Source organism: Plantibacter sp. Leaf314, from assembly GCF_001423185.1.
In the GTDB taxonomy this organism is placed as follows: domain Bacteria; phylum Actinomycetota; class Actinomycetes; order Actinomycetales; family Microbacteriaceae; genus Plantibacter.
Genome location: NZ_LMOB01000001.1, coordinates 2,385,365 through 2,403,385, shown reverse-complemented (window position 1 = coordinate 2,403,385; position 18,021 = coordinate 2,385,365). Strand labels below are relative to the sequence as shown.

The following is an 18,021-nucleotide window of genomic DNA, read 5'->3' as shown; positions in this document are numbered from 1 at the left end:
TCTGCGTGAAGCCCCTCGCTCTAGACGAGCGGCGGGAGTCCTGCCGAGACGCGCGCGCCGAGCGTCTGGTCGACGGCGGTCCAGTAGGCGATGACCCGGGCCCGGAGGTCCGGGCGGGTCACCTTGGAGACGTGGCCGATGATGTTGCCGACGAGGCGATCGCGGGCTGCATCGTCGAGCACCTCGCGGACGAGGGTGCCCGCCTGCCCGAAGTCGTCGTCCTCGGCGTGGAGCGTCGCGGCCGCCCGGACGAGCTCGCCGTCGGACTGCCAACCGGAGGACTCGGCCGCGCGGGCCGGGTCGGCGTGGGCTCCGCCGACCGAGTTCGGCGCATACACCGGGGCGTTGGCGTCGTTGAAGGTGTACGTCATCGCCCCTTCCTTCGAGTAGGAGTGCACGGGCGAGTGCGGGGCGTTGACCGGCAGCTGCGCGTGGTTGGTGCCGACACGGTACCGGTGGGCGTCCGCGTAGCTGAAGATGCGCGCCAGGAGCATCTTGTCGGGGCTCGCCGCGATGCCGGGGACGAAGTTCGACGGCGCGAAAGTCGCCTGTTCGATCTGGGCGAAGTAGTTCTCCGGGTTGCGGTCGAGCGTCATCTTCCCGACTTCGATCAGCGGGTAGTCGCTGTGCGGCCAGACCTTGGTGAGGTCGAACGGGTTGAAGCGGTAGTTCGCGGCATCGGCGTACGGCATGACCTGCACGGACAGGGTCCAGCTGGGGTGCTCGCCGCGGGTGATGGCCTCGGAGAGGTCGCGGATGTGGAAGTCGGCGTCCTCACCGGCGATCTGGTCGGCCTGGTCCTGCGTGAGGATCTCGATGCCCTGATCGGTCTTGAAGTGGTACTTCACCCAGAAGCGCTCACCGCTCGCGTTGATCCACTGGTAGGTGTGCGAACCGAAGCCGTCCATGTGCCGCCACGAGCCCGGCAGACCCCGGTCGCCCATGAGCCAGGTGACCTGGTGGGCACTCTCGGGCGAGAGGGTCCAGAAGTCCCACTGCATGTCGTGGTCGCGGAGGTGCGACCCCGGCAGGCGCTTCTGCGAGCGGATGAAGTCGGGGAACTTGATGCCGTCGCGGATGAAGAAGACGGGCGTGTTGTTGCCCACGAGGTCGTAGTTACCTTCGCTCGTGTAGAACTTCAGGGCGAACCCGCGGGGGTCGCGCCAGGTGTCCGGGCTGCCCTGCTCGCCGGCGACGGTGGAGAAGCGGGCGAGCATCTCGGTCTCGACGCCCGGCTGGAACAGCGCCGCGCGGGTGTACTGGGAGACGTCTCCGGTCGTGACGAAGCGACCGAAGGCCCCACCACCCTTCGCGTGGACGACGCGCTCCGGCACGCGCTCCCGGTTGAACTGGGCGAGCTTCTCGACCAGGTAGTGGTCGTGGAGTGCGATCGCTCCGTCGGCGCCGACACTCTGGGAGTGCTCGTCGCTGGCGACGGGCGCTCCGCTGTTGGTGGTGGTGTAGCTGGGCTCGGACATGTCTCTCCTCGAGGGGTGGGGCTGGTCGGACGGTCGGTTGGCTTCAGCACTGCCACCATGTCGGTGCCAGCTGACGATCGGCATGGAAGTGCCGTCGAATGATCTGTGGAACGGCGTCAGGACGCATCCGCCTGGCACGCGGGGCACACGCCCCAGAACGTGATCTCGGCGGCGTCGACGACGTATCCCGCCGTGTCGTCGGGGTGGAGGCACGGAGCCGACCCCTTCGTGCAGTCGACGTCGACGACCGCGCCGCACGAGCTGCAGACCAGGTGGTGATGGTTGTCGTCGACGCGCAGCTCGTAGCGACCCGGATGGCCGTCGGGCTCGATGCGACGCACCAGTCCGGCGGCCACGAAGGCGTTGAGGACGCTGTAGACGGCCTGCGGAGACGTCTGCGGAGCGCGAGGCCGGAGGCTCGCCACCACCTGCTCCACGTCGGCGTGCGGTGTCTTGGCGAGGATCTCGAGCACGGCGAGGCGCCCGGTGGTCACGCGCAGACCGGCGGCCCGGATCTTGGCGTTGAAGTCGCTCGCCGCCGACGCCACCACCGATCCGTTCATGCCTCCACCGTATCGAGTTGTTTTGAATTTATCAAAATAAGGACTTCCCCTCAGGTCTTCCCGCAGCCCCCACCACTCTAATATCTGATATGCGATGGAGCAGGCGGGCGAAGAGATTGTGGAGAAGCGCGGAGGCTGTGGAGCGGTGAGCCTCTACAACTCGACGGTGAGCAGCGGGCGCAGCGAGCGGCGCGTCTCCTCAGCCATGTCCACGGCGTCTCGATCGAGCAGCCATTGCAACTGCAGACCGTCCATCATCGCGATGAGCATGCGCGCCGCACTCGCCGGCTCGACACCCGGCGCCAGCTGGCCCTCGCGGGCCATCACCTGGAACGAGAGGGTCATGCCGTCGATCAGCCAGCTGTACCGCCGCACGAAGTGATCGTGTGCCGGGTGATCCGGCGACGTCGCCTCCGCGGAGAGGACGCAGTGGAGTTCGACGAGACCCGGCACGCGCATGTTGTGCTCGACGAGACGCAACAGCCCACGGATGCCCTCGAGACCGCTGCCGATCTCGATCGCGGACTGCTCACGGTCACGGTCATCGCGGAAGTCGAGGATCGCAGCGAGCAGGTCGTTCTTGGTCGAGAAGTGGTGGAGCAGACCGGCCTGGCTCATGCCGACGCGCTCTGCGACCTCACGGAGGGAACCACTGCGGAAGCCCTGTTCGGCGAAGACGTCCATGCCCGCCTCGAGGATCTCCCGGCGTCTGGCCGCCGTCTTGGCGTAGCTGCCACGGGGGCGGCCGGTCTGCGTTGACGTCATCCCGCGATCGTATCGCCCGGTCGGTCATCGCGAGATGGACCGGATCTCAGCCTCCGGTCCCACTCCGGCAGTTCCCCAGGTGTCTGTCGTACGGTATCGCCATGAGACGCCCCATCGAGCCCGTATACGACACCGCCGTCGGTGTCGGTCGCTCCCTGTTCGGTGTCTGGCGCCTGCGCCGTCACACCACCGGTATCGAACACCTGCCTGACGACGGCGGGGCGGTGATCGCGATGACCCACTTCGGGTACCTCGAGTTCGCCCTCGTCGAGTGGGCGACCGTGCTCCACAACCGGCGTCGCATCCGCTTCATGGCCAAGCAGGGCGCGTTCGACAAGCCGTTGGTCGGCCGACTCCTGCGAAGCATGCGTCACATCGCCGTCGACATGCGCGCCGGCGGTGCCGCCTATGCGAACGCCGTCGCGGCACTCCGCAGTGGAGAGCTCGTCGGGGTCTTCCCAGAAGCGGGCGTCAGCGCCTCGTTCACCGTCCGCGAGCTGAAGTCCGGCGCCGTCCGCCTCGCCCAGGAGGCGGGTGTCCCGATCATCCCCGTCGCCGTCTGGGGCGGCCACCGGCTCCTCACGAAGAACCACAAGGTCGGCTTCCGCGAGCGCTTCGGTGTGCCGGTGCACTTCTCCTTCGGTGAGCCGATCCAGGTCCACCCCGAGGACGACGTCGCCACGAGCACCGAACAGCTGCGCGACCGCCTGCAAAGCATGATCGACGTGCTGCAGCGCGACTACCCGGTCGACGGAACCGGAGCCTGGTGGCAGCCTCGCGCGCTCGGCGGCACGGCACCGACCCCCGCCGAAGCCGCCGCGGCCGACCTCGAACGCGAACGTCGACGCGAGGCGCGTCGGCAGTCGGCGAGCTGAGCCCACGTCCGCCGCGGTCTATCCTGTGGAGGTGCCACCTCTGACCTCGCAGACCCTCCCCGTGGAGCACCGTCGCTCCGCCGCCCCGTGCCGTGCGTGGACGGTGACACCGTGAGTCGCGGGTGGAACGGCTTCGTGGCGAAGTCGTCCTGGCTCCCCAAGTCCTGGCGTGAACGAGCCGAACGCGCGCTGAGCGAGGAGTCGACGTCGGCACCGTCCGCGGCCGACCCGTCGCCGTCGACGGAGCCGCAGCCCGCCGCCTCCGGACGGACGCCCGATGCGGCGACCGGTCCGGCCTCCGCCCCGACGGCACCCGCCGGGTCGGCGACTCGGGACGCCACGGAGCACCCGCCGACGCCGGCCCCCACCGCCGACACGGCGTCCGACACCGCCACCGGCCAGCAGTCGGTGCCATTCATGGACCCGGTCGCCCTCCCCGTCACGGCGTCGGCCCCCGTCGTCCCGCTGAGCGTCGCCATCACCGACTTCGAACTCGCCGACGACTCCGTGATCGGGCCCGCCTCGGTCCTCGACAACCTGGAACTCACGAAAGCGGCCGTCACCAGGATCGCAGCAGCGATCCTGTCGACGGAAGGGCCCATCGCCGTCCCACGGCTCGTGTCGATCGTCGCCCGCCGCTTCGGCGTGGACCGGCTGGCGGAGGACACCCGGACGGAGCTCTCCGCGCTGGTGACGGAGGCGTTCGTCGTGCAGAACGGGTTCGCCTGGCCGACGGGACTCGACGTCGTCACCTGGCGCGGTGTCCGCCGGGTCGTCCATCGCGACCACCGTGCGGTGACGGACATCAGCCCCGCCGAGATCTGCAACGCCATGGAACTCGTCATCGCCGCGAGCCCCGAGCAGGAGGTGGACCGCGAGCAGCTGCCCATGCAGGCGGCCTCGGTCCTCGGCTACGGCCGCCTCGGTGAGACCGCTCGGCGCTGGCTGGATCTGACGCTCGACCAGGCGGTGCTCCACGGCCGTCTCGTCGAGGACGGCGAGCGCATCCGCCTCCCCTGACCCGGCTTCGTCAGCGGACGGGCGGACCCTGCTGTCCGTAGGGGAGGCTCGTGTCGGTGACGCCGTCGATGAAGGCGTCCATGCGCTGCAGGTTGAACCGCCCCTGGTCGTTGAGCAGGAACTGGTACTCGTGCTCGAGCCCGGGCCGGTAGTCCGGGTTGAAGATCATGGACTGCACGTCGACCCCGAGGCCCTGGAGTCTCTCCTTGAACTCGACCGACTGCGGGTAGAGCGGGTCCCAGTTGCCGACCGTGATGTACGTCGGCGGGTACTTCGCCGTCAGGTAGTCGACGACCGAGGCTGAGGCGACCTCCGGCCGCGTCTTGTAGTCGCGCGCGCCGAAGTAGGACCACAGCACGGTGTCGAGGAACCACCCGAAACTGCCTTCGGCGTTGACCAGGCTGAGGTCGTACGCGCCGCAGGCGAGCACGACGCCGGCTAACTGCTGCGGTTCGATGGGCGACTCGACCTCGATCGAGCTGGCGTACTCGGAGCTCGTCACGACGTTCGCGACCTGGGCGGCGATCTGCGCACCGGCGGAGTCACCGGCGAGGATGAGCTTGGAGGAGTCGACGTTGAGCGCCCGCGCATTGGCGTCGAGGTAGCCGAGGGAGTCGGCGACCTGCTCGATCGGCAGCGGATACTGCCCCTCCGGGGCGATCGTGTACTCCACCGCGATCGCCGTGTACCCCTCGCCGGCGAGCACGCGCATGTAGTTGGAGATGAGTTCCTTGCTGCCGGAGATCCAGGCGCCGCCGTGCACCCAGACGATGGTCGGGAGTGCAGCGCCACTCCCGCGGACACCGTCGGGGGTGTAGACGTCGAGGAGGGCGTCGGCGTCGCCGGAGCGGTAAGGGATGTCGCGTCGCACGTCGACACCGTCCGGCACGTACCTCTCGAGGTCCGACTGCACGACCTTCGCCCGCTCGTCGAACGCCATCCGGATGACCATCGACCCCGGCCAGGGCGTCAGTTGCAGCCAGACGAAGATGAGCACGGCGATGGCGAGGATCACGCCGATGATCCAGAACATGGTGTTGCGGACGATGCGCAGGAATCGCGAGAAGCCGGAACGAGGGCGGTCTGTCCTCAAGCGATTCACCTCCTGGCGGGTCTGGACGGCGGCACTGCCTGGCGGAACACGAACATCAAGTGTCGCATCCGTCAGCGCGCCGACGGTGCCGCCGAAGGTTTTCGACGGATTCCGTGACGAATGCGCCCCAGGCTGCGTCCTACTTCATGAACCGGTCATCACCGCCGGTTTCCAACGCAGAAGAAGGAGTACGCCATGAGTGCATCGGACAAGATCCAGAACGCCGCTGAAGACCTCGCGGGCAAGGCGAAGGAAGCCCTCGGCAAGATCACCGGCGACGACAGCAAGGTCGCAGAGGGCAAGGCCGACCAGACCAAGGCCGACGCCAAGAAGGCCGGCGAGAATGTCAAGGACGTCTTCAAGAACTAGTCCTCGCGATACAGTGGCTGGCCCCGCTCACCGGCGGGGGTAGCACCACGATCGGTCGGCACCCCGCTCGATCCAGCAATCACATTTGGAGACATCATGAGTTTTCTCGGCTTCCTGCTGCTCGGCCTCATCGCCGGCGCCATCGCCAAGGCGATCCTTCCGGGTCGTCAGGGCGGCGGCTGGTTGATCACGCTGCTGCTCGGTGTCGTCGGGGCACTGCTCGGTGGTTGGCTCGGCGGCCTCCTCTTCGGCGCGAACCTCCAGGAGTTCTTCTCGCTGCAGACGTGGCTCCTCGCCATCGGCGGTTCCATCGTCGTGCTCCTCATCTACGGCGCACTGACCCGCAACAAGAAGGCGTAACGACAGCCTCACAGCACGCGAACGCCCGGTCCCTCTCGAGGGGCCGGGCGTTCGTCGGTGCTGGGGTCTCGCGCTCAGGCGTGCTGACCCTCGTGCTCCCCTTCACCGATCTCCTCGACCAGCTTCGCGTTGAAGGCCGGGAGGTCGTCGGGCGTCCGGCTCGACACCAGACCCTGGTCGACGACGACCTCCTCGTCCACCCACGAGGCTCCCGCGTTGCGCAGGTCCGTCTTGAGGCTCGCGTAGCTCGTCAGTTCACGGCCGCGGACGACATCGGCCTCGACGAGGATCCATGCACCGTGGCAGATCACCCCGACCGGCTTGCCCTGCTCGAAGAAGGCCTTCGCGAAGGCGATCGAGGCCTCGTCCAGGCGGAGGTCGTCGGCGTTGACGACACCACCCGGAAGCACGAGCGCGTGGTAGTCACCGGAGGACGCCTCGGCGACGGCCACGTCGACCGGCTGGACGTGCCCGTTCTTGCCGGTCACGTCCTGCGTCGCGGGGGAGACCAGTCGGGCCGTCGCGCCTGCAGCGGTGACCGCCTCCCACGGGCTGGTCAGTTCGCTGTCCTCGTAGCCGTCCGACAGGAGGAAGGCCACCTGCTTGCCGTCGAGTTCTGCACTCATCGTCGCTCCAATCCATCAGCGTCAGGGGCGCCGTCCGGCGACCCGTCAGCGACGATACGCGTAGCCCTGGATCGACGGCCCGACCTTCCGCCGAGCGCGAACGGGCTTGCTCAGGCGTCGCAGGCGATGCCGTCCCCGTCACGGTCGAGGTCGTACACGTCGCTTCCGACGACGTACACCGGTCCCGGCGTGTAGGCCGGTCCGTTCCCACTGCCGCCGGCGCAGTCGACGTCGCTCGCGATCGGGACGCACTGCCCCTCGTAGTTCGGGTCGCAGCCGCCTCCGACCGGGTCGGCGACGGGTGCGGGAGCCACGGGCGCGGGTTGCCGGGTGCCGACCGAGGTCACCTGCGCCACCGGTTCGACCGACACGACCTGGGCGACGAGCTCCCGCGCGATCTCCGCGCCGGCCCGTGTCGTCACACGGTAGGTGTTCGTCTGCTGACCGTCGACCCCGACGGTGGTGACGATGACCTGACCGACGTCGAGGTTCGGGTCCTGCACCTCCGTCGCCGTGAACGGCACCGCGATGACCTCAGTGACCTCGGTCACGATGTCGGTCGGTGTCGGGGTCGCCACCGGGGTCCGCTTCGGAGCGGGGGTGGCCACGTCTTGAGCCGTCAGCAGGGCCGCAGGCCGGTCTGACGCCGGAAGCGTCGCAGCACTCGCACCGCCACCGACCACGACGAGGCAGAGGGCTGCGGCGACCACGGCGAGCGCGGTACCCCGGTTCCGGATGCCGAGCCGGCTGGCGTGACCGCGGACGAGCGCGACCACGCCGACGACCGCCGCGGCGATGGCGACGAGCGCGAGCAGGGCGCCCCAGAACGCACCGCCGATCGCGCTGAGCAGCACCAGCGCGACGACGAGGCAGATCAGGAGGACGTGCAGGGGCCGGAGTCTGCTCGGACGGTTCTCGACGGGCGACCCGGTCGCAGCGGCGGTGGACGTCGCAGTCGCGGTGTCGGGCATCGTCGCCGGGAATCGCGCCCCACCCCAGGCGAAACCGGTCCACCACCGCTGACCGCCTGGTCGTTCAGGATCGGGATACCAGCCGGATGGAGTGCTCATGCCCTGATGGTGGGGCCTGGCGCCCATCCGCACAAGAACCCCGAGTGGGGCGGTGGGGGGTTTCGCCCACGGGTGTCGTGCTGCGCGGTTCAGACGCCGACGAAACGGACGGTCTGCTGGAGCCTGGTGCGGATGTCGAACAGCTGGTTGCCACCCATGCGCTCGATGCCCGGAAGGCCGGTACGGAGCAGGTCGGCGAGGCGCGATCGCTCCACGAGGACGGTGACGGGATGCTTCCGGCCGATGAACTCGACGGACTCCTCGACGGCGCCGTCGGGTACGACGATGACCGAGGCGGTGAACTTCACGCGGGCCGCCTTCGCGACCGTGCGCGCCGAGCGGACGATCGAACGCACGGGCTCCTCTCGGACGCCGAGCGTCTCGCCGACGACCTCACCACGATGCACGCTCACCGGCCCGCCCCAGTCCTCGGACTTCACCGCGAACAGCCCGGTCGGGCCGAGGACCACGTGATCGATCTTCGCCTCGCCGGGAGCCAGCACGTCGTGCCACACGGTGTACCCGATGCCGAGCGTCGCCACCGTGCGAGCCGTCTGCTCCTCCGCCAGTGCGTTGGCGAGCTGGTGTCGGATCTCGCGCGGGGCGGAGCGGACGAGCTTGGGGTCGTAGGGGTCGTCGAGTGGGACGCCACGGCCGACCCACTCCCTGATGAGCTCGAGATAGGCCTCCCGTGAGTCGCCGCCGGGGTGCCCGTAGGCCCGCGCTCGAGGACGGGAGTCCGCCCGCTGGGTGCCGGAGCGACCGGTGGTGGACGCGGACCAGGTGGGCTCGTCGTCCGCGTCGACGCCGCCGGACGGGACGTTCCGACCGCGGTCGTACGCGGCTCGATCCTCGACCGTGCCGACGCGCTCCCAGGCCAGTTGCACCGCGTTGAACTGCCGCGCGCTGCCGCCGAGGTCGGGATGCGTCTCGCGCATCAGCCGACGATACGCCCGACGGAGCTCGTCCTGCGACGCCGTCGTGCTCACACCGAGCACCTCGTACGGGCTGGCTGAGAGTGGGCTCTCCGGCATCGAGGGTGGTCGCTTTCGTCGGCGGGGTCGGTGTCTCCGACACGGGAGACTATCGCGGTCAGCTGGCAGAGCGCCGAAGTGCCGCTCGCCGAGCGTGCCACCCGGGTGCCCTCCGCTCAGGCCCGGACACCGGCACCGGCGGCTCGGACGGTCTCGGCGACGGCATCGGCGATCGGCGTCGGTCGCACGCCGAAGGCGAGCTCGAACGCACTGGAGTCGAACCGGTACGGAGCCGTGTACTGGTAGCTCATCTCGCGCGTCTCGCGCGCACCGGCGTTGAAGAGGGACCCGATCCGCATCATGGCCGCACCCATGATCTTGATCGGGCGGTCATGCCCTCCGGCGAGACGGAGGTAGTCGCGTCCTGTCAGCGCCGGACCGGTGGGCAGGTGCCAGAGGCGTCCGCGCGCGGCGGTGTCCGTGCCGAGGATGGCCAGTCCACGACCGACATCGGGGGTGTAGGTGAGCGAGTGCGGCAGGTCGGCGTCGTACAGCCAGGTGCCCGGCCGTCCTGCGGCGATCGGGTCGATCCCGAAGCTGTTGAACACACTGGTCGATGCACCGGGGCCGAAGAAGTCGGCGCTCCGTCCCACCGTCGAGACCAGACCGCGTTCCGCCACCGCCGCTGCGAGCGCGGCCGCAGCACGAGCACGGACCCGGCCCTTCCGGCTGACGGGTGCCAGCGGAGTCCCCTCCGTCATCGGGCCATCCACCGCGCCGTACGCATAGACGTTGTCGAGGGAGACGAGGTGCGTCCCGGTCGCCACTGCCGCCTCGATGACGTTCTCGACGATGCGGGGCCAGCGCTGCTCCCAGAGAGCGGCGGAGTAGGGCAGACCAGCGGTGAGGTAGGCGACGTCCGCTCCGTCGAGCGCGGTCCTGACCGCATCCCGATCGAGGAGGTCGGCGATGACCGAGGTGACGCCCGGCACCGTGGACGCCCGGCGGCCGACCGAGCCGACGGATACGCCGGTCGCGAGGAGCGCTTGCGCGGTCTCCCGTCCGATGACGCCGTTGCCGCCGAGGATGACGTGGGTGGTGCTCATGCTGGTCTCGATTCTGAGCGACGCGGTTCGTCGTCCCAGTTGGAGAGTAGCACTATCGGATAGTTTCACTATCCAGTTGAGGATCCGTTCCGCGAACGGTCACCGTTCAGACAGCGGGAAGCAGGATCCCGTCGTCGATGAGCGCACGCACGCGGGGGAGGAGTTCGTCGCCGAGCTCGACGGCGTCGACCTCGACGAGTTGCGCGATCGCGTCGACGATGGCACCGAGGGCGAGTTCGCCGTCGCACGCACCGACGAGTCCGGCGAGTCCCGTGTCGACGCCGACAGACCTGGCCAGCCCGCCACCCTGGCGCAGGTGCATCGCCGTCGGGTCCTCGTCGCCCGGCCAGTAGTGACGCTCCTCCGTGACGTCGCCGGCGAGGACGACGCGCTCACGGAGCAGGGCCTGGTCGTCGAGCGCGACCTGCCAGTCGTGCGCGGCGAGGCAGACGGCGAGGTGGGCTCCGAGGCCCGCCGAGTTGGATCCCGCGTGCCCGTGGAGACGCTCGAACCGGCGCATCGGGGTGGCGGAGTCGGTCCGCCGGAGCAGGACGTACCCGAAGCCGACGCCCGTCACCGACCGCGATGCGAAGTCGTCGAGCCAGGCTGCCGCGAGGCGTTCGAACTCGGCGGTGCCGGCCCTCGTGCCACCGTCCCGGATCCAGGTCTCGGCGTACTCCGCCGGATCCTGCACCTCGCGTTCGATCACCCAGGCGTCCACCGTCTCCCGGCTGTGCTCCACCCAGTCCGCGACGCGATCGAGTCCGTCCGTCCGTGCGCGGTACTCCCAGTTGCCGAGGAACTGGGCCACCCCGTCCTCCGTCAGATGCAGGGCCGCCTCGACGAAGACCGACTCGACGAGGGCGTCACCGACGAGCCCGCCGTCCCGGTACTCGTAGTTCGGGACCCCCTCCATCCGTGGCGTGATGACGAACGGCGGGTTCGAGACGATGCGGTCGAACCGCTCACCGGTCACCGGCTCGAACATGCTGCCGAGACGGAACTCGATCGAGTCGATGCCGTTGAGCCGCGCGTTGAGTGCCGCGAGCTCGAGCGCCCGCTCGGAGATGTCCGTCGCGACCACACGATCGGCGATCCGCGACAGGTGGAGCGCCTGGATCCCGCACCCCGTGCCGAGGTCGAGGGCCGATCCGACCCGCTCAGGCAGGATGATGCCGCTGAGGGTCATCGACGCACCACCGACGCCGAGCACGTGCTCCTCGCCGAGTTCGTGGCCGAGGGCGAGCTCGCCGAGGTCGGAGGCGATCCACCAGGCCCCGCTCCCGTTCGCGTCCACCCAGGCATAGGGGCGGAGGTCGAGGGCCGGCCGGAGACCGCCGTCGTCGGCCCGGCTGAGGAGGCCGAGCTCCACCGCTCCGTCGGCGCCGAGCGTCGGCAGAGCGCGGGAGACCGCGTCGACGTCCGCCGGCAGCCCGAGGATGAACAGTCTCGCCAAGGTCGCGACCGGCTCCACGCCCTCCGTGCCCTGTCGGGCGTCGAGCGCTCGGATCGCCACGACCCGGTTCGATCGATGCAGGGCCGCCTCGGCCATCTCACCCCACAGGCCGCGCACCCGTTCCACGGTGTATCCGGCGGTCGTGAGGTCGGCACGGAGGAGGTCGATCGGTCGCTGGTCCACGCCCCCAGTGTGCCAGCTGCGGGGCGAGCGGTTCCGCGAAGCGGCCCCACCCACCCCGCAGGCCGATCAGCTGTCCGCCGCCATGATCGACTCCAGGTCCTCGTCCGCGTCCTGATCGGTGGCCGCGGCGGCCTGCTCGGCCTTGGCCGCCCGCTTCCGCTCCCGCTTCGCGAGACGTCGCTCGGTGCGCCGCTCCAGGAGCAGGTAGAGCACCGGCACGAGGATGAGCGTCAGCAACGTCGAGGAGACGAGACCGCCGATCACCACGATCGCGAGCGACTGCGAGATGAAGACGCCGCCGCCGGTGAGGCCGAGGGACATCGGCACCAGGGCGAAGATCGTCGCGCAGGCGGTCATGATGATCGGTCGCAGTCGCAGCCTCGCGCCGTGCAGCACGGCGTCGTCGATCCCGTCACCCCGCGCACGATACGAGTTCACCAGGTCGATCAGCACGATCGCGTTCGTGACGACGATCCCGATCAGCATGAGCAGGCCGATCATCGACGGGATGCCGAGCGGGGTGCCCGTGATGAGCAGCGCGGCGATCGCACCGGTGGCCGCGAACGGCACCGAGACGAGGAGGATGAGCGGTTGGAGCAGGCTCCGGAACGTCGCCACCATCACGATGAAGACGAGGACGATCGCGATGAGCATGGCGAGGCCGAGCTGCGCGAACGACTCCTCCTGATCCTGGGCGACACCGCCGACCGACGCCGTGACACCGCTCGGGAGGTCGAGGCCGTCCAGCCCCTGCCGCACCGCGAGCGTCGTCGCGCTGAGGTCGTCACCGGTCGGGGTCGCCGACACGGTCACGGTCCGCACGCCGTCGATGCGGGTGATCGCTGCGGGGGCCTGCTCCTCCACCACCTGCGCCACCGCGCTCACGGGGATCGGGACGGCGTTGACGTTGGCGAGGTCCTTCTGCGCCTGGGTGAGACGGTCGGCCTCGGCCTGCTGCTCGGCCGCCTCCGCCTCCGCGTCACGCATCGCGGTCAACTGCTCGTCGAGCGTCGTGATGGAACCCTGGAGCTGGGTGATGGCGTCACTGAGCCCCGCGAGCTGCGCGGCACGGGCCTCATAGGCCTGCCGGGCGGCCTCCTCCTCCGGGGTGGTGGGCGTGACCGGCGGGACCTCGACCGGAGCCGCCTGCAGGGCGCTCAACTGCGCTCGGAGCGCGTCGAGCTGCGACGCGGCCGTCGACCGCGCCTCCTGGAGCTCGGACCGTTGCGTCGCCGTCTGGGACGCGGCCTCGTCCTTCGCCCGCTGCGTGGCCTGATCCTGCTCGGCCGTGAGCGCATCGGTCGCGGCCTTCTGAGCTGCGGCCTGCTGCAACGCACTGACCGGGAGCGGGAGTGCCGCGATCTCCGCCGGCGTCGTCCCGACGCGCTGCGAGCGGACGATGATGTCCCGGGAAGCACCCTCGAGGATGACCGAACCCGTCGGCGTGCCGCGGAGTGCGGCGGCGATGGCCTGCCCGACCTGTTCCTGCGTGAAGCCGTAGCGAGCGGCGGCGGCGCGGTCCACGTTCACCTTCAGCAGACCCTGCTCGTCGGCGAGGTCGCTCGTCGCGTCCCGCAGACCGTCGGTCGTGCCGAGCATCTCCTGGACGGTCGAGGCGGCCGTCGCCAGGGCGACGGGGTCCTCGCCCTGGAGCGTCACCTCCATGCCACCGCCGCCACCGGCGAGTCCTGCACCGGCGTCACCGACGGTGATCTCTCCGACGTCGTCGAGCTTCGCCACGGCGTCGCGGATGGTGTCGGCCACGGCCTCCCGTGAACTCTCCTCGCCCACGGTCACACTGATCTGCGCGGTGTTGCTCGATCCGCTCCCACCGACGGTGGTGAGGTACCCGGACACCCCGGCGGTCTTCGCGAGGACGGCCTCGACGGTCGCCGCCGCATCGCTGGTCACGTCCAGACTCGTCCCCTCGGGGAGCTCCTGGGTGACGGTCACCGTGTTCTCGCCGCCGATGTCTCCGAGGTAGTCGGTCTTCAGGAACCCGGCCGAGACGATCGTCCCCACGAACACGACGGCCGCGATCAGCAGGGTGACCACCGGCCGCTTGAGCGCCGTGGTGAGGACCGGGAGGTAGGCGCGCTGCAGTTTGGAGTACGCCTCCGACTCGTCCTCCTCGACGGTCGGAGCGGCGTCGGTGGCCGCTGCCGGCGAAGAGGAGCCGCGCATGAACCAGTAGGCGAGGACGGGGACGATCGTGAGCGACACCACGAGCGAGGCGATGAGCGCCACGGAGACGGTGACGGCGAACGGCCGGAACAGCTCACCCACGGTGCCTCCGACGAAGGCGACGGGCAGGAACACCGCGACCGTGGTGATGGTCGACGCCGTCACCGCACCGGCCACCTCGCGGACCGCGTCGACGACGCTCGAGGCGGTCATGGAACGACCGCTGTGTCGACGCTTGATGTTCTCGATGACCACGATGGAGTCGTCGACCACCCGCCCGACCGCCACTGTCAGGGCGGCGAGGGTGAAGATGTTCAGCGAGTAGTCGCCGATCCACAACCCGATCATCGCGATGAGCAGCGACAGGGGGATCGAGACGGCGGTGATGATCGTCGAGCGGATCGACAGCAGGAACACGAGGATCACGATGATCGCGAACAGGAGCCCGAGCCCGCCCTCGACGGAGAGGTCGTGGATCGACTGCTCCACCATCGGCGACTGGTCGAACACCACGGTGAACTTGGCGCCGGATCCCAGGTCCTGCTCGAGACCGGGGAGGGCGTCACGGATCGCGTGCGCGAGTTGGACGGCGTTCGCCGACGGGTCCTTGAGGATGGTGAGGGAGAGCGAGGGGAGGCCATCCGCTCGCGCGATGGAGGTCTCCGCCGCGGGCACGAGCTCGACGTCGGCGACGGCGGAGAGGGCGAACGGCCCGTCCTCGTGCTGGATGGGGAGCGCTTGCAGCTCCTCGAGCGATCCGACCGCCGAGCCGACCTCGATCGACAGTTCCTTGCCGGCGTCGACGCTCGTCCCCGCCGCGGTCACCGCGCCGCTCGCCTGCACCGCAGCCACGACCTCCTCAGCCGTGACCTTCTTGGCGGTGAGGTCGGCCGGGCGCATCGTGATGACGAGCTGGGTGGCGTTCTGTCCGGCCAGGTCGACCTGGCGGACGCCGCTGATGCCGCGGAGGGCGGGGAGGACGGTGCTCTCGACCCGGCCCGCGAACTCCCCGGACTCGTCTTCGGAGGCGATGGCGAGCTGGAGGACGGGGATGTCGTCGCTGCCCCCGGCGAAGACCTCGGTGGTCGTGTCGCTCGGGAGGGTGCTCTTCAGACCCGCGAGCGCGCTCCGGATGTCCCCGACGATCTTCTCGTCGTCCTGCCCGAAGTCCCAGCTCACCTGCAAGGAGGTCGAGCCGCCGACGGAGGTCGAGGTGACGCCGGTCACGCCCTTGATGCCCTGCACCGCCTGTTCGACCGGCTCGGTCACCTCCCGCTCCACGGACGCGGGCGATGCACCGGGGTAGGTGGCCGACACGTAGGCGCCGGGCTGTTGGACGGACGGCAGCAGCTCCTGCTTCAGGGAGCCGACGGCGAAGAGGCCGAACACGACGATGGCGGCGGTGATCAGGCCCACGATCAATCGGTTGGCGAGACTGAGCCTCGTGAGGAATGACATGGGCGGCTGGCCTCTCGGTCGCGGAGTGGGCGCGAGTCGCCCCAGTCCACGCTAGGGAGCGCCGTCCGGTGGCACATCCACACGATGACGGACCTGCCGCGGCCCGTCCATCCGCCGATCGGACGACGCCGATGGTCCTGGGGTACCAGGTGCGTCCGCCGGTCCGAGGCCGCCTTGACGGCGAGGTCCACCGATACGAGGCGTACCCTTGATACCCGAGTGCGCGCCGCCGGTGCGCCGGAGTGAGGAGGGTACGTGGATCTGCAGGCGGTCGACCTCCCGAAACTGCGGCGTGATGCGCAACTCGAACGCGACGTCATCATCGAGCATCGTGCCCGAGACGGCGAGGACCCGTGGGACTTCCTGCCGTCGATGCCGACGGTCGACGAGCTCGTCGTCGCCGTGCTCCGGGACGATGCGCTGCACGCTCGAGGGCTCGCCGCCCAGCACGCCATGGCACGGCTCGCGGGGTACTCCTCGTTGGAGGACGCCCAGGATCACCGCGACAACGCGGACCACTTGGAGTACGAGGTGCTCCGGGAGATCGCGCGGGTGCATCCGGAACTGACCCGCGCGGTCTGGCGGATGTCGGGCAAGGTGGCTCGACCCCCGTGGGAGGGCGACGACGCGGACTGATGCCGTCTGCCTCGACGACACCTGTCGGGCAGTTGTATTCCAGAATGCGAATACGACACATGGTGGGTGACAACCGCTGATCGTGGGCGCATACTCACAATATGCAGCTAGCTGATCGTTTCCGCGCATGACGGAATCCAACCTGTCCGAGACGCCCGGACGAAGCACCGCCGACCGCCGGAAATGGTTCGGACTCGTCGCCATCAGCGTCGCCGTCGCGCTCATCATCGTCGACTCCACCATCGTCAACGTCGCGATCCCGTCGATCGTGGACGACCTCGGCATCTCGTCGACCCAGGTCCAGTGGGTCCAGGAGTCCTACACCCTCGTCTTCGCCGCGCTCCTCATCGTCTTCGGGACCCTCGCCGACCGGGTGGGTCGCCGGAGGATGCTCCTCCTCGGGGTCGTCGTCTTCGTCGCCGCCTCGGTGTTCGCAGCACTCGCAGCGACCGGCGAGCTCCTGATCCTCGCGCGGGTCGTCCAGGGCGTCGGCGGGGCGATGATCCTCCCCACCACCCTGTCGATCATCAACGCGACGTTCCGGGGGCGCGACCGGGCGATCGCCTTCGCCGTCTGGGGGTCGACGATCGGCGGCATGGTCGCGGTCGGGCCGCTCCTGGGCGGCTGGCTGACGACCGACTTCTCGTGGCGCTGGGCGTTCGGCATCAACGTGCCCCTCGGTGTCGTCATCGTGATCGGCCTGCTCCTGTTCGTCTCCGAGTCGCGCGACGTGGCGACCGGAGGCATCGACGGTGTCGGCGCTGCGCTGTCGATCGTCACCAGCTCGTCCCTCGTGTTCGGACTGATCGAAGGTCGGAGCCTCGGCTGGTGGACGACCGAGGCACCACTGGTCGTCGGCGACTGGACGTGGCCGTTCACGCTCTCCCCGGTGCCCATCGCGCTCCTGGTGACCGTCATCGGTGCGATCGCGTTCTTGCTGTGGGGCCGCCGGCGCATGCGGCAGGGGCGGAGCACCATCATCGCCTTCTCCCTCTTCTCCCTGCCGTCGTTCCGCAACGGCAACATCGCTGCCCTCATCGTCTCCCTGGGCGAGTTCGGCATCATCCTGTCGCTCCCGATCTGGCTGCAGAACGTCCTCGGATACAGCGCGCTGCAGACGGGCGTGGTCCTCCTCGCCCTGGCGATCGGATCGTTCGTCGCCAGCGGCTTCGCCGGTGCCTTCGGGAACCGCGTCGCGCCGGTGACGATCGTGCGGGTGGGCATCCTCGCGGAGGTCGCCGGTGTCATCGGTATCGGGTTGGCGGTCGGAACCGACACCCCGTGGTTCGCGATCGCCGTGTCCCTCTTCGTCTACGGGTTCGGTGTCGGGCTCGCGACCGCACAGCTGACCGGCGTCGTCCTGAAGGACGTCCCGATCGAGCAGAGCGGGCAGGGCTCGGGGACGCAGAGCACGGCGCGGCAGATCGGATCGGCCCTCGGCATCGCCGTCCTCGGCACCGTGCTGTTCGTCAGCACTGCTTCCGTGCTCGACGCACGACTCGACGACGCCGGGATCCCGGTGGCACAGCGCGACGCCCTGGTCTCGAGCGTGGTCGACAGCGCCGGGGCGTCCATCGCCGGACTCGCCGCAGACCCCTCGACGGCCGCGGTCGCCGAGGACGCCAAGGTCGCGCTCTCGGACGGCACGCGATACGCGGCCTTCGCTGCTGCGGCGTTCCTCGTCGTCGGCTTCCTCGCGACCCTCTCGCTCGGTCACGGCCGGCGGGAGGACGAGGGTGTGCCGGACGATGGCGACGCCGATCGCATCGTGTCAGACGGGACCTAGCCCGACGCTCGGTGGCGCT

Annotated in this window: 16 protein-coding genes; 6 read left to right on the top strand and 10 right to left on the bottom strand. The window is 69.5% G+C overall.

Annotated features, from left to right (window positions below):
• Positions 1-20: 20 nt before the first annotated feature.
• From ASF68_RS11310 to ASF68_RS11300, 3 genes are all read right to left on the bottom strand, one after another.
• Complete coding sequence (locus ASF68_RS11310; RefSeq protein WP_056010260.1) at positions 21-1,478, bottom strand: catalase; 1,458 nt, start codon at positions 1,476-1,478, stop codon at positions 21-23.
• Between the two features lie 116 nt (positions 1,479-1,594).
• Positions 1,595-2,041, bottom strand: coding sequence for a Fur family transcriptional regulator (locus ASF68_RS11305; protein WP_056010257.1), 447 nt, complete (start codon positions 2,039-2,041; stop codon positions 1,595-1,597).
• 153 nt (positions 2,042-2,194) lie between these two features.
• Entirely contained in the window at positions 2,195-2,806 is a 612-nt protein-coding gene (locus ASF68_RS11300; RefSeq protein ID WP_056010256.1) for a TetR/AcrR family transcriptional regulator, read from the bottom strand.
• Positions 2,807-2,907: 101 nt separating this feature from the next.
• Here ASF68_RS11300 and ASF68_RS11295 point away from each other — a divergent pair, with 101 nt between their 5' ends.
• Entirely contained in the window at positions 2,908-3,681 is a 774-nt protein-coding gene (locus ASF68_RS11295; RefSeq protein WP_056010254.1) for a 1-acyl-sn-glycerol-3-phosphate acyltransferase, read from the top strand.
• Positions 3,682-3,792: 111 nt separating this feature from the next.
• Positions 3,793-4,701 carry a hypothetical protein gene (locus ASF68_RS11290; RefSeq protein WP_157580317.1) on the top strand — a complete coding sequence of 303 codons (909 nt, stop codon included), beginning with the start codon at positions 3,793-3,795 and terminating at the stop codon, positions 4,699-4,701.
• Between the two features lie 10 nt (positions 4,702-4,711).
• Here ASF68_RS11290 and ASF68_RS11285 read toward each other — a convergent pair whose 3' ends face one another.
• On the bottom strand, positions 4,712-5,794 hold the full coding sequence (locus ASF68_RS11285; RefSeq protein WP_056010250.1) for an alpha/beta hydrolase: 1,083 nt from the start codon (positions 5,792-5,794) through the stop codon (positions 4,712-4,714).
• A gap of 195 nt (positions 5,795-5,989) precedes the next feature.
• Between ASF68_RS11285 and ASF68_RS18500 the strand changes: the two genes are divergently transcribed.
• On the top strand, positions 5,990-6,163 hold the full coding sequence (locus ASF68_RS18500; RefSeq protein ID WP_082456008.1) for a CsbD family protein: 174 nt from the start codon (positions 5,990-5,992) through the stop codon (positions 6,161-6,163).
• 96 nt (positions 6,164-6,259) lie between these two features.
• Positions 6,260-6,523, top strand: a complete 264-nt coding sequence (locus ASF68_RS11280; RefSeq protein WP_056010248.1) for a GlsB/YeaQ/YmgE family stress response membrane protein — start codon at positions 6,260-6,262, stop codon at positions 6,521-6,523.
• A gap of 74 nt (positions 6,524-6,597) precedes the next feature.
• Here the strand turns inward: ASF68_RS11280 and ASF68_RS11275 are convergent, their stop codons facing one another.
• The 6 genes from ASF68_RS11275 to ASF68_RS19215 all read right to left on the bottom strand — a co-directional run bounded on the left by ASF68_RS11275 (position 6,598) and on the right by ASF68_RS19215 (position 15,580).
• Positions 6,598-7,149 carry a type 1 glutamine amidotransferase domain-containing protein gene (locus ASF68_RS11275; RefSeq protein ID WP_056010246.1) on the bottom strand — a complete coding sequence of 184 codons (552 nt, stop codon included), beginning with the start codon at positions 7,147-7,149 and terminating at the stop codon, positions 6,598-6,600.
• A gap of 110 nt (positions 7,150-7,259) precedes the next feature.
• On the bottom strand, positions 7,260-8,219 hold the full coding sequence (locus ASF68_RS19085; protein ID WP_235526792.1) for a G5 domain-containing protein: 960 nt from the start codon (positions 8,217-8,219) through the stop codon (positions 7,260-7,262).
• Between the two features lie 89 nt (positions 8,220-8,308).
• A complete protein-coding gene (locus ASF68_RS11265) occupies positions 8,309-9,253 on the bottom strand; it encodes a DnaJ domain-containing protein (RefSeq protein WP_056010244.1) in 945 nt (314 codons plus the stop codon).
• A 116-nt stretch (positions 9,254-9,369) separates the two neighbouring features.
• Positions 9,370-10,299, bottom strand: a complete 930-nt coding sequence (locus tag ASF68_RS11260; protein ID WP_056010242.1) for an NAD-dependent epimerase/dehydratase family protein — start codon at positions 10,297-10,299, stop codon at positions 9,370-9,372.
• Positions 10,300-10,405: 106 nt separating this feature from the next.
• Positions 10,406-11,938: a methyltransferase gene (locus ASF68_RS11255; RefSeq protein WP_056010240.1), complete on the bottom strand. Its 1,533-nt coding sequence runs from the start codon at positions 11,936-11,938 to the stop codon at positions 10,406-10,408.
• 66 nt (positions 11,939-12,004) lie between these two features.
• Positions 12,005-15,580, bottom strand: coding sequence for an efflux RND transporter permease subunit (locus ASF68_RS19215; RefSeq protein ID WP_056010238.1), 3,576 nt, complete (start codon positions 15,578-15,580; stop codon positions 12,005-12,007).
• Between the two features lie 255 nt (positions 15,581-15,835).
• Between ASF68_RS19215 and ASF68_RS11245 the strand changes: the two genes are divergently transcribed.
• On the top strand, positions 15,836-16,216 hold the full coding sequence (locus ASF68_RS11245) for a hypothetical protein (RefSeq protein ID WP_157580314.1): 381 nt from the start codon (positions 15,836-15,838) through the stop codon (positions 16,214-16,216).
• 127 nt (positions 16,217-16,343) lie between these two features.
• Positions 16,344-18,002 (top strand): DHA2 family efflux MFS transporter permease subunit, encoded by a 1,659-nt coding sequence (locus ASF68_RS11240; protein ID WP_056010236.1) that lies wholly within the window; start codon positions 16,344-16,346, stop codon positions 18,000-18,002.
• The last annotated feature ends 19 nt before the right edge of the window (positions 18,003-18,021 follow it).

Coding starts and splice junctions, on each gene's coding strand:
- ASF68_RS19215 (WP_056010238.1), bottom strand. CDS start 15,580: ATGTCATTCCTCACGAGGCTCAGTCTCGCCAACCGATTGATCGTGGGC.
- ASF68_RS11280 (WP_056010248.1), top strand. CDS start 6,260: ATGAGTTTTCTCGGCTTCCTGCTGCTCGGCCTCATCGCCGGCGCCATC.
- ASF68_RS19085 (WP_235526792.1), bottom strand. CDS start 8,219: ATGAGCACTCCATCCGGCTGGTATCCCGATCCTGAACGACCAGGCGGT.
- ASF68_RS18500 (WP_082456008.1), top strand. CDS start 5,990: ATGAGTGCATCGGACAAGATCCAGAACGCCGCTGAAGACCTCGCGGGC.
- ASF68_RS11240 (WP_056010236.1), top strand. CDS start 16,344: ATGACGGAATCCAACCTGTCCGAGACGCCCGGACGAAGCACCGCCGAC.
- ASF68_RS11310 (WP_056010260.1), bottom strand. CDS start 1,478: ATGTCCGAGCCCAGCTACACCACCACCAACAGCGGAGCGCCCGTCGCC.
- ASF68_RS11275 (WP_056010246.1), bottom strand. CDS start 7,149: ATGAGTGCAGAACTCGACGGCAAGCAGGTGGCCTTCCTCCTGTCGGAC.
- ASF68_RS11305 (WP_056010257.1), bottom strand. CDS start 2,041: ATGAACGGATCGGTGGTGGCGTCGGCGGCGAGCGACTTCAACGCCAAG.
- ASF68_RS11300 (WP_056010256.1), bottom strand. CDS start 2,806: ATGACGTCAACGCAGACCGGCCGCCCCCGTGGCAGCTACGCCAAGACG.
- ASF68_RS11260 (WP_056010242.1), bottom strand. CDS start 10,299: ATGAGCACCACCCACGTCATCCTCGGCGGCAACGGCGTCATCGGACGG.
- ASF68_RS11295 (WP_056010254.1), top strand. CDS start 2,908: ATGAGACGCCCCATCGAGCCCGTATACGACACCGCCGTCGGTGTCGGT.
- ASF68_RS11265 (WP_056010244.1), bottom strand. CDS start 9,253: ATGCCGGAGAGCCCACTCTCAGCCAGCCCGTACGAGGTGCTCGGTGTG.